Raw genomic sequence first — 21520 nt, 5'->3', positions numbered from 1 at the left:
GTATTCGTGGTGATATCCGAAGCGTTGTCGGCTATGTCCGAAGCGTTTGCCGAAACTCCTGCACTATCATCAAGACTTGAAATATCAACTGCAGCATTGTTGCCAAGCTCATTGTTATAGGTCAGTTCGCCGGTAGTATCGTTAAAGGACAATGTAGTATTGGTCTCGGCTATGGATACGGAGGCCACGTTCAGGTAAAGTGCTCCATCCGTGCCTGCTGTTAAATTGTTGTTCAGATCCGTACTTATCAAATTTACGGACTCCGTCCCACCACCATCTGTAATTTGAAGGCTACCTGCTGTTATTCCGCTTCCGGTGTTATATTCGTTCGTGGGGTCTGAATCAGCATCGTCAGTGTCAAGGGCCGCTAGCTCCGCGTCCGTGGCAAAGGTTCCGTCCAGGTCAACCCCAGTGGCTCCTGTAACTGCATTGGTCAGTTCCAAGGTGGTACCGCTCAGGGCGATATCGGATAGTTCGTTCTCAGGGTCGGCGTCAGCATCATCAGTGTCAAGGGCATCCACGTATGCTTTTGTAGCGGCATCCTGTGCGTTGGAAGGATCGGCTATGTTTGTGATGGCGGCACCGTCTCCATCATTCCCATCGGCCAACACTTCGCCTAAATTCTGTATCTCGTTCGCAGGGTCCGAATCCGCATCGTCCGTGTCAAGGGCCGCTAGTTCCGCATCCGTGGCAAAGGTTCCGTCCAGGTCAACCCCGGTGGCTCCGGTAACCGCATTGGTCAGTTCCAAAGTGGTACCGCTCAGGGCGATATCGGATAGTTCGTTCTCAGGGTCGGCATCAGCATCGTCCGTGTCAAGGGCCGCAAGCTCCGCATCCGTGGCAAAGGTTCCGTCCAAATCAACCCCGGTGGCTCCGGTTACCGCATTGGTCAGTTCCAAGGTGGTACCGCTCAAAGCGATATCGGACAGTTCGTTCTCAGGGTCTGAATCCGCATCGTCCGTGTCAAGGGCATCTACGTATGCCTTTGTAACAGCATCGCTTGCGGCCGTTGGGGCTCCAAGTCCGGTCAGCACCAATCCGTTGGCATCGTTGCCATCGGTCAGCACTTCCTCGATGTTCTGTATCTCGTTCGTGGCGTCGGTGTCACCATCAGCAGCAATATGGTCTGCTATATCCGTTGCATTAGTTCCAATGTTGGTAGTGTTCGTTGCTATGTCACCCGTATTCGTGGTGATTTCCGAAGCGTTGTCGGCTATGTCCGAAGCGTTTGCCGAAACTCCTGCACTATCATCAAGACTTGAAATATCAACTGCAGCATTGTTGCCAAGCTCATTGTTATAGGTCAGTTCGCCGGTGATGTCGTTAAAGGACAATGTAGTATTGGTCTCGGCTATGGATACGGAGGCCACGTTCAGGTAAAGTGCTCCATCCGTGCCTGCTGTTAAATTGTTGTTCAGATCCGTACTTATCAAATTTACGGATTCCGTCCCACCACCATCTGTAATTTGAAGGCTACCTGCTGTTATTCCGCTGCCCGTATTGTATTCGTTCGTGGGGTCGGCGTCCGCATCGTCAGTGTCAAGGGCCGCTAGCTCCGCGTCCGTGGCAAAGGTTCCGTCCAGGTCAACCCCTGTGGCTCCGGTTACCGCATTGGTCAGTTCCAAGGTGGTACCGCTCAGGGCGATATCGGATAGTTCGTTCTCAGGGTCCGAATCCGCATCGTCCGTGTCAAGGGCCGCAAGTTCCGCGTCCGTGGCAAAGGTTCCGTCAAGGTCTACCCCGGTGGCTCCGGCTACCGCATTGGTCAGTTCCAAGGTGGTACCGCTCAAAGCGATATCGGATAGTTCGTTCTCCGGGTCGGCATCAGCATCGTCCGTGTCAAGGGCCGCTAGTTCAGCGTCCGTGGCAAAGGTTCCGTCAAGGTCAACCCCGGTGGCTCCGGTTACCGCATTGGTCAGTTCCAAGGTGGTACCGCTCAAGGCGATATCGGATAGTTCGTTCTCAGGGTCGGCATCAGCATCGTCCGTGTCAAGGGCCGCTAGTTCCGCGTCCGTGGCAAAGGTTCCGTCAAGGTCAACCCCGGTGGCTCCGGTAACCGCATTGGTCAGTTCCAAGGTGGTACCGCTCAAAGCGATATCGGATAGTTCGTTCTCAGGGTCTGAATCTGCATCGTCCGTGTCAAGGGCCGCTAGTTCCGCGTCCGTGGCAAAGGTTCCGTCAAGGTCAACCCCGGTGGCTCCGGTAACCGCATTGGTCAGTTCCAAGGTGGTACCGCTCAGGGCGATATCGGATAGTTCGTTCTCAGGGTCGGCGTCCGCATCATCCGTATCAAGGGCCGCTAGTTCAGCGTCTGTGGCAAAGGTTCCGTCAAGGTCAACCCCGGTGGCTCCGGTTACCGCATTGGTCAGTTCCAAGGTGGTACCGCTCAAAGCGATATCGGACAGTTCGTTCTCAGGGTCAGCGTCCGCATCGTCAGTGTCAAGGGCCGCAAGTTCCGCGTCCGTGGCAAAGGTTCCGTCAAGATCAACCCCGGTGGCTCCGGTAACCGCATTGGTCAGTTCCAAGGTGGTACCGCTCAAAGCGATATCGGACAGTTCGTTCTCAGGGTCGGCGTCAGCGTCGTCCGTGTCAAGGGCCGTTAGCTCCGCGTCCGTGGCAAAGGTTCCGTCAAGGTCTTGGCTCAACGTACCGCCTGCATCCGTGACCTCGATAGAGGTACCGTTCAGCGATATCCCCGTGTTGTATTCATTCGTGGGGTCTGAATCGGCGTCGTCCGTGTCAAGGGCATCAACGTAGGCCTTGGTCGCAGCATCTTGTGGATTGGCAGGGACAGCCAAATTGGTTATTGAAGCCCCACCTGCGTCATTGCCTTGTGCTAAAACCTCAGTAAGAGTTTGGTTATCCGTATTAATCAAAGCTGCGAGGTCCGCCAACGCCACAGCGTAATTATTTGCTTCAGAATCGGTTATTACAAGGTTTGTATTTGTACCATCAATATCAAATGATACTATGGTTGTATTTGTATCTGTAAAAACATCACTTAAACTACTCAAATCAACATTTACATTGCCCCCATTTTCCAGTGTAAGTGAAAGTGTATTTGTTACATCATTAAAAGTGAATCCTGTTAATTGTTGGTCATCAGTAGCTGTAAGTTCCCATGAATTTCCATCCCAAAAATAAATGGTACCTGTATCGGTGTTTACATATATATCTCCCAAATCTGCCCCAGTGGGGGTTATGGCACCTGAACTAGAAACATCTGTACCTTTAAGGACCTCACAATTGCATTGATCCTGGAGGGTAACGGTAGTTTGAGAAAAGGCAATTCCTGTAAAAAGGAGGAAAAGTAGGGCTAGAATGCTCTTTTTCATGAGGTTACTATTAGTTGAGAGTTAAGTCTCGTTGTGGTTTGTTGATTTTTACCGCTTACAATTGAAATATTCCTTCTAAATTGAATACTTTTAATTTTCAGCAACACACAAAATTACCCACACTACCGTCGGTAGAAAATAATTGTTGTGAACAGATAGAATACTACAGTCTAACCCTTAAATGTTGAGGTTATCCAAATAAATTTTGTGTGATTTTTTTAAGTCTCTTCGTCGATTGGTTCAATTATACCGACTAACTATATAGACAATACCTTACTTGCAATCATTTGAAAATGAAGATGTACACTAACTATCCTAAGAGGTTTCCAATAGTAGGTCTGAAATAAAAAAACGACCTTAAAAAAAGGTCGTTTTTAATTATATGAAGTGCTTTTCTATTTCTTATTCAAAAATGATAAATTCCGATCTACGATTAAGTTGATGTTGATCTTCAGAACATCGAACGCCATTTACACAGTCATTTACCAATCGAGTCTCTCCGAAACCTTCCCCCTCTAATCTTTCTGGGGATATTCCTTTGGATACCATATAATCAACTGTTGATTGAGCTCTTTCCTGTGATAACCAAAGGTTATACGCATCCACACCTCTACTATCGGTATGGGAGTTAACTTTAATTTTTAGACTTGGATATTTTTCCATGGCCACAATGACTTTCTGTATTTCTATTTCAGCGTCTGGCCTAATATTGTACTTGTTCAAATCAAAGTAGATGGTACTTAATTGGAGAAGTTTTGCCAGATCGTCTCCAAAACCACCCGTTACCGTATCTCGTTCCAAATAAAAGTCAACAATTCTTGGTTTGCCATCGGATATAGGCAAATATTCTTCGGCGGGCACATACCCATCTCTAGATGCCCTTACAAAATTACCTTTGGAGCAATCCAACTGTAATATATAATTGCCATTGGAATCTGTAATTGTGGATGAAACCTCATTGTTCTCTTCATCAATGATTTTTACCGTTGCCCCTGCTAATACCTCATTGGAAATTCGATCTCTAACAGTTCCCGTTATTTCCTGAATACAATCCAAGGTAAGAGGTTCATTCTCTACAAATTCATAAATATCATCATCTCCCATTCCGCCATCTCGGTTTGATGCGAAATATCCAGTTTTACTTTCAGAATCAAAAATAAATGAAAAATCATCTTTTGGTGTGTTAACTGGTCTTCCCACATTAACCACCGGCTGTGCATAATCTTCAAACTCAATTTTTGTGGCAAAAACATCCAAACCACCCAAACCTTGGTGTCCATCAGATGCAAAATAAAGCACACCGTCATCAGTAATATAGGGGAAGGTTTCTCTTGCTATAGTATTGATATTATCTCCTAAATTTTGGATTGGCCCATAAGTGCCGTCACCAATAATTTCTGTCATGAAAATATCCGACTCACCTAAACTACCCGGCATATCGGAAACAAAATATAGTTTCTTACCGTTAGGGCTTAACATTGGATGCGCAACAGAATAGGTATCACTATTAAATGGTAGTTCAACAATATTCGTCCATTCTCCATCAATATTCTCTGCGCTATATATTTTCAATCTGATTACTCCTTCTTCATCCTTTTTCTTCCTACCATCAAAAAAATTATTCCGAGTAAAATACATCGTACTTCCATCTTTGGTAATCACAGAAGTGGACTCGTGCAATCTTGTATTCACATCACCTTCCAGCTTCACCACATTGTCATTGGAGATACTGTCGGCATTAACTTTGTAAAGGTCTAAGAAGTCCCTAGCATTCCACGTATGCCTGTATCTTGCAAAATTACCTGTATCGCGATCGGAGGCAAAAATGAGCCCTTTCTTATAATAAGCTGCGGCAAAATCTGAGTATCTGCTGTTATATGGAAATGATTTTATGGTGTATCTCCCTGAGTTTTCCTCGATTTTGACCATATAATCCTGATCAAAATCTATCATGGCTGAGGTCATTTCTTTGAAGCTTTCCATAATACTTGTTGCAGCATCATACTCTCCCAACGATTTTAAACTCTGCGCATAGCGAAATATATCTTCTACAGACATTTCGCTAGGGTACGTATTTTCCAGCTTTTTATAAATATTGGCTGCTTCTTCATATTTGGCGTTGAAATAATAGGAATTTCCAAGTTTTTTCAACAAATCAGGCGACGAATATCCCCTATCCAATACTTTTTTGTAAATATCTATTGCTGGGCTAAATGAATATTGTCTGTAACTTTCGTCTGCCTTTTCTATGACCCTAACAATCTGTTTGTCAGGAATACTATCCTGCTGAGCGGTTACTTTTAAAGTGCATCCGCAAACGATAATCAATAATGTGAGTATTCTCTTCAGCATTCTAAACTATATTAAAAGAATCGTGGTGATATGGTTCTTTGAAAGGATTTCAACAACTCTACTCTTAGGAATACTTCAAAAGATCCATCGTTGAACTGTGTACCACCCAATTCAGTGGTTTCGCGATCATAAGCCAGTCCAAGCATAATTTGGTCGGTGACTTGAAACCCTACCAACCCACTTACTGCTGCGTCCCATCGGTAAGCTGCCCCGAAACTAAATTTATCGGCAAATAGGAAACTCGCGGAGAGGTCCACTTGTAAGGGTGCTCCTCCAACAGCTTTTGTAAGCAAAGCTGGCTTGAACTGAAGGTCCGCTCCCAAATCAAATACATAACCGGTGATCAAATACAAATTCATACGTTCAGCAGATAAAAAATTGACGCCATCGTCTGAGTTGTCGTTATCGTAATATTCCGATTCCAACACATTGGGGGCCGAAACTCCCGCATAAAATTTATCTGTATGATAATAGACTCCAAGGCCAAAGTTTGGCGTAAATTTATTGTCTATATTATTTTGGTTAACAACTTCTTGATCAAAATTCCTAAGTCCGTTAAAGTCTAAACTTAACATATTTCCACCTGCTTTCAGTCCGAACGATAGTTTGGCGTCCATGGAAACATCAATTGTGTAGGACACAACGGCGTCCAAATAGGTCTCCTGTACTACGCCGTCACCAATATTATCATTAACAATGGAAATACCATATCCCAATCTACTGTTGCGTATTGGGGAATGAAGGTTTAAGGTGAAGGTTTCCGGTGCTCCGTCCAAACCTACCCACTGCGATCTGTATAACCCGGCAAAACTAAGCTGCCCTCTGGATCCTGCATATGCGGGATTTACACTCATGGTATTGTACATGTACTGTGTATACTGGGCATCTTGTTGGGCCAACATACCTGTGGATACCAATCCAATAAACAATAATGTGATTAAAAAATGCTTTTTTATCATTCTATCTATATGTTACCTGCTTATATAAATGTATTCTGAGTCCGTAAAACTCCCTTGTTCAGTCTCATAATTAAAAATATAAAAATAAACACCAGCGGGAAGATAATCGTTTACACTTAAAGCTGATTTACCTCTAACGCGTCCATCAAAAACATTGCTCACATTATCGTAATTGCTTCCTTGAAATACTTGGGTTCCCCAACGGTTAAATATTTTAAGTGTACTGGATTTGATGTATTCCACTCCTCTAATAAACAGAAAATCATTTTTTAAGTCGCCATTGGGCGTCAACATTTGATTCACCTCAATATTCTCCACAACCACGGTAACGGTTGCGGTATCACAATTATTGGGGTTTTCTGCTTCACAAATCGTATAGTCAATGGTATAAGTGCCTTCAGGGGTGCCAGGAGCAACTCTTACACTACCATCATCTAATATGCTGAGTTCATTTGTCGGTGTTGAAGTCAGTATAACATCATTTAACGACACCAAATCATCGTTCAGGGTATCATTGTTGAGTACATTATTATTAGTTATCACTCCTCCTGCTGAACCTGAGTTGTATACATCATCCACGGCATCAATGACATTATCTTCAACTTCCTCCATCACTTCAACGGTCACCGTAGCGGTATCACAATTGTTAAGGCCCAGAACATCACAAACCGTATAATCAATCGTGTAAGTGCCAGGTTCGGTTCCTTGAACAATACTTACACTTCCATCTTCGTTGATGCTAAGTTCATCGGTTGGCGTGGAGGTAAGGATAACATCTTCCAAGGTCATTGACTCTCCGTTATAGGTATCATTGTCCAATACATTGCTATCCGGGATTATACCTTCATCCGTAATTTCAGCCGTATATGTGTCATCCACGGCATCAATAATATTGCCCGTTCCTTGCGTTACCTCAACTGTTACTGTGGCGGTATCGCAATTGTCTACGTTCAAAACATCACAAATCGTATAGTCTATGGTATAAATACCAGGTTCGGTTCCCTGCACAACGCTCACACTTCCATCTTCGTTGATGATGAGTTCATCGGTTGGCGTGGAGGTCAAGGTTACATCAGCTAGGGTCAATGTCTCCCCATTATAGGTATCATTGTCCAATACATTGCTGTCCGGGATTATGCCTTCATTCGTAATTTCAGCTGTATATGTATCATCCACGGCATCAATAATATTGCCCGTTCCCTGTGTTACCTCAACTGTTACTGTTGCAGTATCGCAATTACCTGAATCGGCAGTATCACATATCGTATAGTCTATGCTATAAATACCAGGTTCGGTTCCCTGCACAACGCTCACACTTCCATCTTCGTTGATGCTAAGTTCATCGGTTGGAGTGGAGGTCAGGATAACATCTTCCAAGGTTAATGACTCTCCGTTATAGGTATCATTGTCCAATACATTGCTGTCCGGGATTATGCCTTCATCCGTAATTTCAGATGTATATGTATCATCCACGGCGTCCAATACATTTGCTCCCACCTCAATATATATTGTTGCAGAGGCACATACGCTAGGGTCTGGCAACACATTACAAACTTGGTAAATTATAGTAACCGTTGAATTGGATTCAGATGCTTCCGGTATATAATTTACAAAACCGGTTTCGGCATCAAAAGTGATAACACCGGTTGCATTGCCACCAATTCTTGACAAATTGGTTACGCCTACATTGTTTGAAGCATTGTTTGGCAAATAATCATCATTCTCTAAAATATTAATTGCGACTTCTGTGGTTGCTTGGGTTGAACCAAAATCATCATTTGCATTGGCCGTCAATGGGTCAGGATCAGTTTCATTTGGATTTCCATCATCATCACAATCCAGTGTTTCCCATGCTGCCGATTGTGGTAAAGTCACACTTTCCGGATTGTAATCACATGGATCTAATGGGTCTGTTCCATCTTCCTTTTCATCGCCATTGGTAACACCATCGCCGTCGCAATCAGCACTGTTCCAAGTTGAATCAGGGGCAACGGTTTGACTGTCGAGCACAAAATCGCATGGATCTTGAGGGTCGGTACCATCTTCATTTTCTTGTTCGTTTGTTACGCCATCACCATCACAATCTGCCGCAAGATAATCACCACTCTGTGGAAGGGTAATACTCTCAGGATCGTAATCACACGGATCTAATGGGTCTGTTCCGTCTTCCTTTTCATCGCCATTGGTAACACCATCGCCGTCACAATCGGCACTGTTCCAAGTTGAATCAGGGGCAACGGTTTGACTGTCGAGCACAAAATCACATGGATCTTGGGGGTCGGTACCATCTTCATTTTCTTGTTCGTTGGTTACGCCGTCACCATCACAATCTGCCGCAAGATAATCACCACTCTGTGGAAGGGTAATACTCTCAGGATTGTAATCACACGGATCTAATGGGTCTGTTCCATCTTCTTTCTCATCGCCATTGGTGACACCATCGCCGTCGCAATCGGCACTGTTCCAAGTTGAATCAGGGGCAACGGTTTGACTGTCGAGCACAAAATCGCATGGATCTTGAGGGTCGGTACCATCTTCATTTTCTTGTTCGTTGGTTACACCGTCACCATCACAATCTGCTGCAAGATAATCGCCGCTCTGTGGAAGGGTAATACTCTCAGGATCGTAATCACACGGATCTAATGGGTCTGTTCCATCTTCTTTCTCATCGCCATTGGTGACACCATCGCCGTCGCAATCTTCACTTTTCCATACTTCAGAAGGAGTACAATCTTGGTGCTCAAGAATAAAATCACAAGAATCCAATGGATCGGTTTCGTCCTCTTTTTCCTGACCATTGCTTACCCCATCTCCATCACAATCCGCATTTTCCCATGCTTTAGATGGAGTACAATCTTGGTGTTCCAATATAAAATCGCAAGGATCTAAAGGATCGGTTTCGTCCTCTTTTTCCTGACCATTGCTTACTCCGTCGCCGTCACAATCCGCATTTTTCCATGCTTTGGTTGGAGTACAATCTTGGTGTTCCAATATAAAATCGCAAGGATCTAATGGATCCGTACCATCTTCCTTTTCTTGACCATTACTTACTCCGTCGCCGTCACAATCCGCATTTTTCCATGCTTTGGATGGAGAACAATCTTGGTGTTCCAATATGAAATCGCAAGGATCTAAAGGATCCGTACCATCTTTTTTTTCTTTTCCATTACTTACACCGTCACCATCGCAATCTGCCCTTTTCCAAGCTTTGGATATATCACAATCTTGATGTTCCAATATGAAATCGCAAGGATCTAATGGATCCGTACCATCTTTTTTTTCTTTTCCGTTACTCACCCCATCACCATCGCAATCTGCCCTTTTCCAAGCTTTGGATGGCGCACAATTTTGATGTTCCAGAATAAAACTACAAGGATCATTGGGGTCCGTACCATCTATATCTTCTTGTTCGCAAGTAACCCCATCTCCATCACAATCTTCACCTTCATGTACAGTTGCCAATGGATTCCAAAGAGAGCCTCTTTGGTAATCAAAAATATGTGAATTGGATAATTGGCCTTCTTTGCTGACCAAATCGTTGGCCATTGAAGAGGAATAAAAATTGACGACACTAAAAGAAGACACAAGTCCTGATACCAAAATTAATACCACAAGGGTAATTTTTTGGACTAGTTTATTTTTTAGTCTCACAAAAGTAATTTTGTCCATAAATGATAAGTTTTGGTCAACTATCACCATGGCAAAAAGTGGTTCTCGTAATTGTAAGAAAATTGGGGTTTTCTTTTTTGTTTTAATGCTTCAGGTTCTTTCGACACACATCCACACAAATACGTCGCATAATTAACATATTTGACCCAAATCTCCCATTTTTATCGATAAAAGGTGATTTCTACATTATTAGTTACCTCTTCCACCAATTTTATAAATCAGTATTTCCCGATGAGAATGGTCAGTGGGCATAAAACGGGTGAAAATTACTTCTCTTTTTGGTTTTGGCTAGTTTAAATTCTAATTTTTTTTCCAATTATATTAACAATCCCTAAACCTTGTCAAATTGACCAGTAAAAAATATAATTCCCCTATTTTTGCCGAAAATTTTGTTGATGGAATTTGAAAAGGAAATAGCGAAACGAAGAACTTTTGGCATCATCTCCCACCCGGATGCCGGAAAAACCACCTTAACCGAAAAATTATTATTGTTCGGTGGCGCGATACAAGAAGCAGGTGCCGTAAAAAGCAACAAAATTAAAAAATCTGCCACTAGTGATTTTATGGAGATAGAGCGGCAACGAGGTATCTCTGTTGCGACTTCCGTATTGGCCTTTATATATAAAGACAAAAAAATAAACATTCTAGACACACCTGGACATAAGGATTTTGCCGAAGACACCTTTCGGACCTTAACCGCTGTTGACAGTGTAATTGTGGTAATTGATGTAGCCAAAGGGGTGGAAGAGCAGACAGAAAAATTAGTCGAAGTTTGTAGAATGCGCAATATCCCTATGATTGTCTTCATCAACAAACTGGATCGTGAAGGGAAAGATGCCTTTGACCTCTTGGACGAAGTGGAACAAAAATTAGGACTAAAGGTTACTCCTTTGAGTTTTCCGATTGGGATGGGATACGATTTCAAAGGTATTTATAACATCTACGAAAAAAACATCAATTTATTTAGTGGCAACAGCAAAAAGAATATTGAGGAGACCATAGCCTTTGACAATCTAGACAATCCAGAACTTGAAAAAATTATTGGCACCGATGCAGCAGCAGAACTACGGGACAATTTAGAACTTGTTGATGGTGTGTATCCTGATTTTAATAAGGAAGCTTATTTAAAAAGTGAGTTGCAGCCTGTATTTTTTGGATCTGCCTTGAATAATTTCGGCGTTCGGGAGCTACTGGACTGTTTTATAAATATTGCTCCTCCTCCGAGACCCAAAAAAGCTGAAGAACGTTTGGTAAAAGCCAATGAAAAGGATTTTTCAGGATTTGTATTTAAAATACATGCCAATATGGATCCAAAGCACCGTGACCGTTTGGCTTTTATTAAAATTGTTTCCGGAACCTTTGAAAGAAACACACCTTACTTGCATGTAAGACAAGGTAAAAAGTTAAAATTCTCAAGTCCCAATGCCTTTTTTGCTGAAAAGAAAGAAATTGTAGATATTTCTTACCCTGGGGACATTGTTGGACTCCATGATACTGGAAATTTTAAAATCGGAGACACATTGACAAGTGGCGAAGAATTGCATTATAAAGGCATCCCCAGCTTTTCACCGGAACACTTTAGGTATATAAACAATGCAGACCCCATGAAAGCTAAACAACTATATAAGGGTATAGACCAACTCATGGATGAAGGTGTAGCCCAATTGTTTACTTTAGAAATGAATGGACGAAAGGTTATTGGTACTGTTGGGGCATTGCAATATGAAGTAATTCAATATAGATTGGAGCACGAGTATGGTGCCAAATGTACCTATGAAAACTTTCCTGTTCATAAAGCCTGCTGGGTGGAGCCTGAAGACGAGAACAACGAGGAGTTCAAAGAATTTAAGCGCGTAAAACAAAAGTTTCTAGCCACGGACAAAAAAGGACAATTGGTGTTTTTGGCCGACTCCCCTTTCTCTTTGCAAATGACCCAACAAAAATATCCTTCGGTCAAATTACATTACACCTCTGAATTTGAGTAAAAATCAGTATTGGCGATGATTTAAATCATAGAACACACTCATCTGAATATGAGTTGGTTGCAGTTGTATCTTATCTTTTTTTGTACATTGGGTAGCATAACCAATTAAATAAAGATATTATGACGACTTCAACAAAGCCACCAACTTGGTTCTGGGTGGTGAGCATTATCGCTCTTCTATGGAATTTGGTAGGGGTATTTAATTATCTCAACCAAGCTTTTAATCCAATGTCTGTTTTGGAAAGTTTAGATCAAGTACAACGCGAAGCATTTGAGAGTATTCCCGCATGGGCAACCGCTGCTTTCGCTATTGCCGTATTTTCTGGAACTTTTGCATGTATAGGTCTTTTGATTCGGAGGAAATGGGCTAAACCGCTTTTTATCCTCTCTTTGATTGCTGCTGTAGCACAATTTATCCATTGGCTATTTATCTCAAACGCAGTAGATGCATTTGGTCCTTCAACATACGCCATGCCAATTATCGTTATCGTTATTGGAATCTACCTAATTTCATTTTCCAAAAAAGGTATCCAAAAAGGTTGGTTAAAATAATCATATAAAAAAAGCCCTGTATTATCAGGGCTTTTTTTTATGCTTCTCCAGTGGGTCCAAAATTCAATGGAATTGCCGGTTGTTCATAGTCTTGAATAGGACCATGGGCCTTTTCGAACCTACTTACATTATCATTTAAAGCTTTAAGCAGCTTTTTCGCATGTTGTGGAGTAAGTATTATTCTACTTTTTACTTTTGCCTTGGGTGCTCCAGGCATTAAGCTGATGAAGTCCACCACAAATTCCGATACGGAATGATTGATTATAGCCAAATTGGAATAGGTTCCCTCCGCTGTTTTTTCATCCAATTCTATATTGATCTGCTTTTGTTTTTTCTTTTCTTCAGCCATACTATTTACTTTACTTAAAAGAAAAACCCCGACCAAAAGGTCAGGGTTTGTTTTTATTTAGAATTTAAATTCCTCTTTTCGGGCCATGATCTCATCGTATTCCTCTTTGGAACCTACAATGATACTGTCATAATCCCTCATACCTGTACCGGCCGGAATCTTATGTCCTACAATTACATTTTCTTTCAATCCTTCCAAGGTATCTATCTTACCACTTACAGCGGCCTCATTCAACACTTTCGTAGTTTCCTGGAACGATGCTGCCGAGATAAAGGATTTGGTCTGCAATGATGCTCTTGTGATACCTTGCAAAATAGGCGTAGCAGTTGCTGCTACAGCATCTCTTGCCGTAACCAAGGTCTTATCCTCTCTTCTTAGAATTGAGTTTTCGTCCCTTAGCTCACGTATGGTCAAAATCTGTCCTGGTTTCAAGCTTTCAGAATCACCAGCATCTTCAACAACTTTTTTACCGAAAATCCCATCGTTTTCATTAATAAAGTCGTCTTTGTGTACCAATTGATTTTCAAGGAAGATCGTATCTCCTGGATCTTGGATTTTTACTTTACGCATCATTTGTCTTACAACAACTTCAAAGTGCTTATCGTTGATTTTCACACCTTGTAAACGATATACTTCCTGTACTTCGTTTACCAAATATTGTTGTACTGCAGATGGTCCCTTGATCGCCAAAATATCTTCTGGTGTAATGGAACCATCGGACAATGGCATACCTGCTCGTACGTAGTCATTCTCTTGAACCAAAATCTGGTTAGAAAGTTTCACTAAGTATTTCTTGATCTCACCAAGCTTTGATTCTATAATGATTTCACGGTTACCTCTTTTTATCTTACCAAAAGAAACTACACCGTCAATCTCAGAAACAACAGCAGGGTTAGAGGGGTTACGAGCCTCGAACAATTCAGTAACCCTTGGAAGACCACCGGTAATATCCCCTGCCTTGGCAGATTTACGTGGGATTTTTACCAAAATCTTACCTTCTTTCACCTTTTCTCCATCATCAATCATAAGGTGAGAGCCAACAGGCAAGTTGTACGAACGCAATGTTTCTCCCTTACCATTCTTAATTAACAATGTTGGGATAAGTTTCTTGTTTCTAGATTCAGAAATTACTTTCTCCTGGAAACCGGTTTGTTCATCGATTTCAACTTGATACGTAATACCTTGCTCAATATTCTCATAGGCAATCTCCCCAGCAAATTCAGAAACAATCACACCATTATAAGGATCCCATTCACAAATCACAGTTCCATTAGTAATCTTTTCACCATTTTTGATGAACAATTGGGAACCGTAAGGAATGTTGTTTGTACTTAATGTAATCCCTGTTTTCTTGTCAATTATCTTAACTTCAGAAGTTCTAGAAATTACAATGTTGATTTTATTTCCTTCACTGTTTTCTCCTTCTACAATTCTCAGGTCTTCAATCTCTGCTACACCATCAAATTTGGCCACCATCTTATTGTCCTCAGAAATGTTACCTGCGATTCCACCAACGTGGAACGTACGCAACGTTAACTGTGTACCAGGTTCCCCAATGGACTGTGCTGCCACAACTCCTACAGCCTCACCTCGTTGCACCATTTTATTGGTGGCAAGGTTTCTACCATAACATTTGGCACAGATTCCTTTTGGAGCCTCACAGGTTAATGGAGACCTAACTTCTACTTTTTCGATTGGAGCCGCTTCTACACGCTTTACATCTGCTTCATTGATTTCTTGACCTGCTGCAAGGATAAGTTCTTCGGTCAATGGATTGTACACATCGTGCAACGATACCCTTCCTAAGATTCTTTCTCCTAAGGTTTCAACAATTTCCTCATTCTTCTTCAATGGTTCTACTTCGATGCCTCGAAGGGTCTCACAGTCTTCGCTATTAACAATAACATCTTGTGAAACGTCCACTAAACGTCTGGTCAAATAACCTGCATCCGCTGTTTTCAATGCGGTATCGGCAAGACCTTTACGCGCACCGTGTGTGGAGATAAAGTATTCCAAAATCGATAGACCTTCCTTAAAGTTGGAAAGAATCGGGTTTTCGATAATTTCACCACCTCCTGCGGTAGATTTTTTAGGCTTGGCCATCAGTCCACGCATACCAGTTAACTGACGAATCTGCTCTTTTGAACCCCTTGCTCCGGAATCCAACATCATATATACTGAGTTGAAACCTTGCTTATCTTCACGAATTCGCTTCATGGCCAATTCTGTCAACATAGCATTGGTAGATGTCCAAACATCAATAACTTGGTTATATCGCTCGTTGTTGGTGATAAGACCCATGTTATAGTTCATCATAATACCATCGACCTGCTGATTTGCCTCGCCAATCATATCTATCTTTTCTGCAGGAATGATAATATCACCCAAACTAAAAGAAAGACCACCTTTGAAGGCAAAGTCATATCCCATGGCCTTGATTTTATCCAAGAACGCTGCTGTAGTTGGCACATCGGTTACCGCAAGAATGTCCCCAATAATATTTCTAAGGGCCTTCTTGTTCAATACTTGATTTATGAACCCTGCTTGCTCTGGCACTTCTGTGTTGAACAACACACGACCAACTGTGGTTTCAATGATTTGATAAACCAATTCACCCTCTTCATTAAAGTCTTTAGTTCTTACTTTAATACCAGCATTAAGCGAAACCTTTTTCTCGTTAAAGGCTATTTCTACCTCTTCAGAAGAATAAAAGGTAAGTCCTTCTCCCATTACAGGTTCTTCTGGAGTAGATTTTTTCTCTTTGGTCATATAGTACAATCCCAAAACCATATCCTGAGAAGGTACTGTAATCGGAGAACCGTTAGCAGGATTAAGGATGTTCTGAGAAGCCAACATCAATAGTTGTGCTTCCAAGATTGCCTCTGGTCCCAATGGCAAGTGAACTGCCATTTGATCCCCATCAAAATCCGCGTTAAATGCGGTACACGCCAATGGGTGTAAACGAATTGCCTTACCTTCAATAAGTTTAGGCTGGAACGCTTGTATACCCAATCTGTGCAAGGTGGGGGCACGGTTTAACAATACAGGATGCCCTTTTAGAACATTTTCAAGTATATCCCATACTACCGGTTCCTTTTTGTCTATTATTTTTTTGGCAGATTTTACGGTCTTTACAATACCTCTCTCTATCAACTTACGGATGATAAACGGTTTGTAAAGCTCGGCGGCCATATCTTTAGGAAGACCACATTCGTACAAGTGTAATTCCGGTCCAACCACAATTACGGAACGAGCGGAGTAATCCACACGTTTACCCAAAAGGTTTTGACGGAATCGACCTTGTTTACCCTTTAATGAATCGGAAAGGGACTTGAGTGGTCTGTTAGATTCTGTTTTTACAGCAGATGCCTTTCTTGTGTTATCGAAAAGTGAGTCTACAGATTCTTGTAGCATACGCTTTTCGTTCCTCAAGATTACTTCTGGCGCTTTGATCTCCATCAAACGTTTTAAACGATTGTTACGGATAATCACCCTTCTATACAAATCATTCAAATCGGAAGTGGCAAAACGACCACCATCCAATGGCACCAAAGGACGTAATTCTGGTGGTATAACAGGAACCACCTTCATAATCATCCACTCAGGATTGTTTTCCCTGTTGTTTTGTGATTCACGAAGTGCTTCTACCACCTGAAGACGTTTCAACGCTTCAGTCTTACGTTGCTTTGAAGTCTCTGTGTTCGCTTTATGACGTAGTTCGTACGATAATTGTTCCAAATCAATTCTGGACAATATATCAATCAAACACTCGGCACCCATTTTAGCGATAAACTTATTTGGATCTGTATCTTCCAAATATTGGTTCTCGGTTGGAATAGATTCCAAAATGTTCAAGTACTCTTCTTCGGTCAAGAAATCCATTTTGTTGATTTCCTCACCTTCTGGACCTTTTGCAATACCTGGTTGGATAACCACATACCTTTCGTAGTATATGATCATGTCCAACTTTTTGGATGGCAATCCTAAAAGGTACCCTATTTTGTTTGGTAGCGAACGGAAGTACCAGATGTGAGCTACGGGAACCACAAGGTTAATGTGGCCTACACGGTCTCTACGTACTTTCTTCTCCGTTACTTCAACACCACAACGGTCACAAACGATTCCACGGTAACGGATTCTTTTGTATTTACCACATGCACATTCATAATCCTTTACGGGACCAAAAATACGCTCGCAGAACAATCCATCACGCTCTGGTTTGTGCGTTCTATAGTTAATGGTTTCAGGCTTCAATACCTCTCCACGGGACTCGGCCAAGATAGACTCCGGAGAAGCCAATCCTATGGAAATTTTATTGAACCTTTTTTGTGCGTTATTATCTTTTATTCTAGCCATAACAATATGGTGATGATATAGTTAATGTATATAGTGTTCTATTCTTCCAATCTGATATCCAAGCCCAAACCTTTTAGTTCGTGCATCAATACGTTGAAAGATTCTGGCAACCCAGGTTCTGGCATGGTCTCACCTTTTACGATAGTCTCATAGGTCTTGGCCCTTCCGATAACATCATCCGACTTAACGGTCAATATTTCTCGTAGGGTAGCAGATGCGCCGTAGGCTTCCAATGCCCAAACTTCCATCTCTCCAAAACGCTGACCACCAAACTGTGCCTTACCACCCAATGGTTGCTGAGTGATCAATGAGTATGGTCCAATAGATCTTGCGTGCATTTTATCATCTACCATGTGACCTAATTTCAACATGTAAATAACCCCAACGGTTGCACGTTGGTCGAAACGTTGACCTGTTCCACCGTCATATAGGTAGGTATGTCCAAATCGTGGAACGCCTGCTTTATCGGTAATCTCATTAATTTGATCTAACGAGGCGCCATCGAAAATTGGAGTTGCATATTTTTGACCCAATTTTAATCCGGCCCAACCTAATACGGTTTCGTATATCTGACCAATATTCATCCTTGATGGTACACCAAGTGGATTTAAAACAATATCCACTGGAGTTCCGTCTTCCAAGAATGGCATATCCTCTTGACGAACGATTCTAGCAACAATACCTTTGTTACCATGACGACCTGCCATTTTATCACCTACTTTAAGCTTACGCTTTTTAGCGATATAGACTTTGGCCAACTTCATGATACCTGCTGGAAGCTCATCCCCTACGGAGATGGTAAACTTATCCCTTCTTAGGTTACCTTGAATATCGTTCAATTTGATTTTGTAATTGTGCAACAAATCGGCAACCAATGCATTGGTTGCATCATCTGTTGTCCAGCTACCTCCAACCAAGTGAGCGAAATCGTCAACGGAATTCAACATTTTAATGGTGTATTTCTTTCCTTTTGGAAGTACTTCTTCACCCAAATCATTGATTACACCTTGTGATGTTTTTCCACTGATCAAACTGAACAATTTCTCGATCAATTCGTCCTTAAGTTGTTGGAACTTCACTTCATAGTCCATCTCCAATCTGGCAATGGCCTCTTTATCTTCAGAACGTTTTCTCTTGTCCTTTATGGAACGAGAGAATAATTTCTTGTCAATTACCACACCTCTCAACGACGGCGAAGCTTTTAATGAAGCATCCTTAACGTCGCCTGCTTTATCTCCAAAGATGGCACGCAACAGTTTTTCTTCCGGGGTTGGATCCGATTCACCTTTTGGTGTAATCTTACCAATTAATATATCCCCTGGCTTCACTTCGGCACCAATACGGATCATACCGTACTCGTCCAAATCTTTTGTTGCTTCTTCGGATACGTTTGGAATATCGTTTGTCAATTCCTCTGCACCCAGTTTTGTATCCCTTACTTCCAAGGAATACTCATCTACATGGATTGAGGTAAAGATATCTTCGCGAACTACTTTTTCAGAAATCACGATCGCATCCTCAAAGTTGTATCCTTTCCAAGGCATAAAGGCAACCTTCATGTTTCTACCCAAGGCCAATTCACCTTTTTCGGTAGCGTAACCTTCACAAAGCACTTGACCTTTTTTTACTTTATCGCCTTTTCTTACAATTGGCTTCAAGTTGATACTGGTCCCTTGGTTTGTTTTTCTAAACTTCACCAATTGGTAGGTCTTTGAGTCATCTTCAAAGCTTACCAAGCGCTCTTCTTCGGTCCTTGTATATTTTATGGTTACTTTCTGTGAATCCACATATTCTACCACACCGTCTCCTTCTGCATTGATCAATACGCGAGAATCTGTAGCTACTTGTCTTTCCAGACCTGTACCTACAATTGGAGAATCTGGTCTCAACAATGGAACTGCCTGACGCATCATGTTTGATCCCATCAAGGCCCGGTTCGCATCATCGTGCTCCAAGAAAGGAATCAATGATGCTGAAATGGAGGCAATTTGGTTCGGCGCAACGTCCGTGTACTTGATTTCTCCTGGGTCAACAACTGGGAAATCACCTTCTTCACGGGCAATTACCTTTTCTCTTTCTATGGTACCATCGTCTGCCAATGGAATGTTTGCTTGGGCAATCTTCATTCCCTCTTCCTCCTCTGCACTTAAGTAGATATGATTTTTCGTATCTACTTTTCCATTTTCTACTTTACGGTAAGGGGTTTCCAAGAAGCCCATATTGTTCACCTTGGCAAATACGGACAATGAAGAAATCAAACCAATGTTGGGTCCTTCAGGTGTCTCAATAGGACATAATCTTCCGTAGTGTGTATAGTGAACATCACGCACCTCAAAACCAGCTCTTTCACGGGAAAGACCACCTGGCCCTAGTGCGGACAATCTTCTTTTGTGTGTAATCTCTGCCAACGGGTTGGTCTGATCCATGAACTGGGACAACTGGTTGGTTCCGAAAAAAGAATTGATTACGGACGACAATGTCTTCGCGTTAATCAAATCAATCGGTGTAAACACCTCGTTGTCACGAACGTTCATACGCTCACGAATGGTACGTGCCATACGTGCCAAACCTACACCAAATTGAGAGGATAATTGCTCTCCTACGGTTCTTACACGACGGTTGGACAAGTGATCAATATCATCAATCTCTGCTTTGGAGTTGATCAACTCAATCAAATACTTTATAATGGTAATGATATCTTCCTTGGTCAAGACTTGTTTGTCCATTCCAATATCCAAGCCCAACTTCTTGTTCATTCTATATCGACCTACTTCACCTAAATTGTAACGTTGGTCTGAGAAGAACAATTTGTCGATAATACCTCGAGCAGTTTCCTCATCTGGCGGTTCTGCATTACGCAACTGCCTGTAAATATGTTCTACCGCTTCTTTTTCGGAGTTGGTAGGATCTTTTTGCAAGGTGTTATGGATAATGGCATAATCCGATTGTGCATTGTTCTCTTTGTGAAGTAGTATAGTCTTCACATCGGCATCAATGATTTCATCGATATGCTCTTTTTCCAAAACGGTATCACGATCAAGTACAATCTCGTTTCTTTCGATGGAAACCACTTCTCCAGTATCCTCATCCACGAAATCTTCATGCCATGTATTCAACACCCTGGCGGCCAACTTACGGCCCAATACTTTTTTAAGTCCGGTTTTGGAAACTTTTACTTCTTCTGATAGATCAAAGATTTCCAAAATATCCTTATCCCTTTCAAAGCCAATGGCTCGGAACAAAGTGGTTACCGGTAATTTTTTCTTCCTATCGATATAGGCATACATCACCGAGTTGATATCGGTGGCAAATTCAATCCAGGACCCTTTAAACGGAATTACCCTAGCTGAATATAATTTTGTTCCATTTGCGTGGAAAGATTGTCCAAAGAAAACCCCTGGAGATCTGTGCAATTGGGATACTACAACGCGTTCCGCACCATTGATCACAAAGGTTCCACTAGGAGTCATATAAGGGATGGTACCCAAATAAACATCCTGAACGATAGTTTCGAAATCTTCGTGTTCTGGATCGGTACAGTATAATTTTAAACGTGCCTTTAAGGGAACGCTATAGGTAAGTCCACGTTCTATACATTCTTGGATGGAATATCTTGGTGGATCTATGAAGTAATCCAAAAACTCAAGTACAAACTGGTTTCTGGTATCTGTAATTGGAAAATTCTCCATGAAGGTGTTGTAGAGACCTTCGTTTCCTCTTTCGTCAGATTTAGTTTCAAGCTGGAAAAAGTCTTGGAACGATTTTATCTGAATGTCCAAGAAATCCGGATATTCCGGTATGTTCTTAGCGGATGCGAAATTTACTCTTTCAATAGTGTTTGTGAACATCTATGGACAAATTTTGATCGTGAATACTAAGTGGGTTTGTGCACGGCTTTATACACTCCTTATATAAATAGGCTAAGGTCTAACCAAAAAATGGAAAGACCTTAACCAAGTTCTTA

9 protein-coding genes are annotated in these 21520 nt (G+C 41.9%); 2 read left to right on the top strand and 7 right to left on the bottom strand.

The window, feature by feature from the left end; translation table 11 throughout:
* The 4 genes from MWU56_RS15005 to MWU56_RS14990 all read right to left on the bottom strand — a co-directional run.
* A partial coding sequence (locus MWU56_RS15005; RefSeq protein ID WP_247045746.1) for a beta strand repeat-containing protein occupies positions 1-3335 on the bottom strand: 3335 nt, incomplete at its 3' end.
* Between the two features lie 402 nt (positions 3336-3737).
* The gene (locus MWU56_RS15000) at positions 3738-5687 is read right to left on the bottom strand and encodes an OmpA family protein (RefSeq protein WP_247045744.1); all 1950 of its coding nucleotides are present in this window, start codon (positions 5685-5687) and stop codon (positions 3738-3740) included.
* Positions 5688-5698: 11 nt separating this feature from the next.
* Positions 5699-6646 carry a type IX secretion system membrane protein PorP/SprF gene (locus MWU56_RS14995; RefSeq protein ID WP_247045743.1) on the bottom strand — a complete coding sequence of 316 codons (948 nt, stop codon included), beginning with the start codon at positions 6644-6646 and terminating at the stop codon, positions 5699-5701.
* A 12-nt stretch (positions 6647-6658) separates the two neighbouring features.
* The gene (locus MWU56_RS14990; RefSeq protein WP_247045741.1) at positions 6659-10315 is read right to left on the bottom strand and encodes a gliding motility-associated C-terminal domain-containing protein; all 3657 of its coding nucleotides are present in this window, start codon (positions 10313-10315) and stop codon (positions 6659-6661) included.
* A 395-nt stretch (positions 10316-10710) separates the two neighbouring features.
* On the opposite strand from MWU56_RS14990, the gene MWU56_RS14985 reads away from it, so the two are divergent.
* Both MWU56_RS14985 and MWU56_RS14980 read left to right on the top strand, forming a co-directional pair.
* Entirely contained in the window at positions 10711-12300 is a 1590-nt protein-coding gene (locus tag MWU56_RS14985; RefSeq protein WP_247045739.1) for a peptide chain release factor 3, read from the top strand.
* Positions 12301-12419: 119 nt separating this feature from the next.
* The gene (locus tag MWU56_RS14980) at positions 12420-12851 is read left to right on the top strand and encodes a hypothetical protein (RefSeq protein ID WP_247045737.1); all 432 of its coding nucleotides are present in this window, start codon (positions 12420-12422) and stop codon (positions 12849-12851) included.
* A gap of 37 nt (positions 12852-12888) precedes the next feature.
* On the opposite strand, the gene MWU56_RS14975 is transcribed toward MWU56_RS14980, so the two are convergent.
* Genes MWU56_RS14975 through rpoB form a run of 3 tightly spaced genes read right to left on the bottom strand, consistent with a single transcriptional unit; the run spans position 12889 to position 21404 of the window.
* Positions 12889-13200 (bottom strand): DUF3467 domain-containing protein, encoded by a 312-nt coding sequence (locus tag MWU56_RS14975; RefSeq protein ID WP_247045735.1) that lies wholly within the window; start codon positions 13198-13200, stop codon positions 12889-12891.
* 57 nt (positions 13201-13257) lie between these two features.
* Positions 13258-17556 (bottom strand): DNA-directed RNA polymerase subunit beta', encoded by a 4299-nt coding sequence (gene rpoC / locus MWU56_RS14970; RefSeq protein WP_247045733.1) that lies wholly within the window; start codon positions 17554-17556, stop codon positions 13258-13260.
* A gap of 38 nt (positions 17557-17594) precedes the next feature.
* Positions 17595-21404, bottom strand: coding sequence for a DNA-directed RNA polymerase subunit beta (gene rpoB, locus MWU56_RS14965; RefSeq protein WP_247045731.1), 3810 nt, complete (start codon positions 21402-21404; stop codon positions 17595-17597).
* Positions 21405-21520: the final 116 nt, after the last annotated feature.

This window comes from Allomuricauda sp. F6463D (genome assembly GCF_023015965.1).
Taxonomy (GTDB): Bacteria; Bacteroidota; Bacteroidia; order Flavobacteriales; family Flavobacteriaceae; genus Flagellimonas.
The sequence above is the reverse complement of the archived record's forward strand: the minus strand, read 5'-3'. Positions and strand labels throughout refer to the sequence as shown.

Bases quoted from the DNA above. Each gene is read 5' to 3' on its own strand.
- MWU56_RS15000 (WP_247045744.1), bottom strand. From the start codon at position 5,687: ATGCTGAAGAGAATACTCACATTATTGATTATCGTTTGCGGATGCACT.
- MWU56_RS14995 (WP_247045743.1), bottom strand. From the start codon at position 6,646: ATGATAAAAAAGCATTTTTTAATCACATTATTGTTTATTGGATTGGTA.
- MWU56_RS14990 (WP_247045741.1), bottom strand. From the start codon at position 10,315: ATGGACAAAATTACTTTTGTGAGACTAAAAAATAAACTAGTCCAAAAA.
- MWU56_RS14985 (WP_247045739.1), top strand. From the start codon at position 10,711: ATGGAATTTGAAAAGGAAATAGCGAAACGAAGAACTTTTGGCATCATC.
- MWU56_RS14980 (WP_247045737.1), top strand. From the start codon at position 12,420: ATGACGACTTCAACAAAGCCACCAACTTGGTTCTGGGTGGTGAGCATT.
- MWU56_RS14975 (WP_247045735.1), bottom strand. From the start codon at position 13,200: ATGGCTGAAGAAAAGAAAAAACAAAAGCAGATCAATATAGAATTGGAT.
- rpoC (WP_247045733.1), bottom strand. From the start codon at position 17,556: ATGGCTAGAATAAAAGATAATAACGCACAAAAAAGGTTCAATAAAATT.
- rpoB (WP_247045731.1), bottom strand. From the start codon at position 21,404: ATGTTCACAAACACTATTGAAAGAGTAAATTTCGCATCCGCTAAGAAC.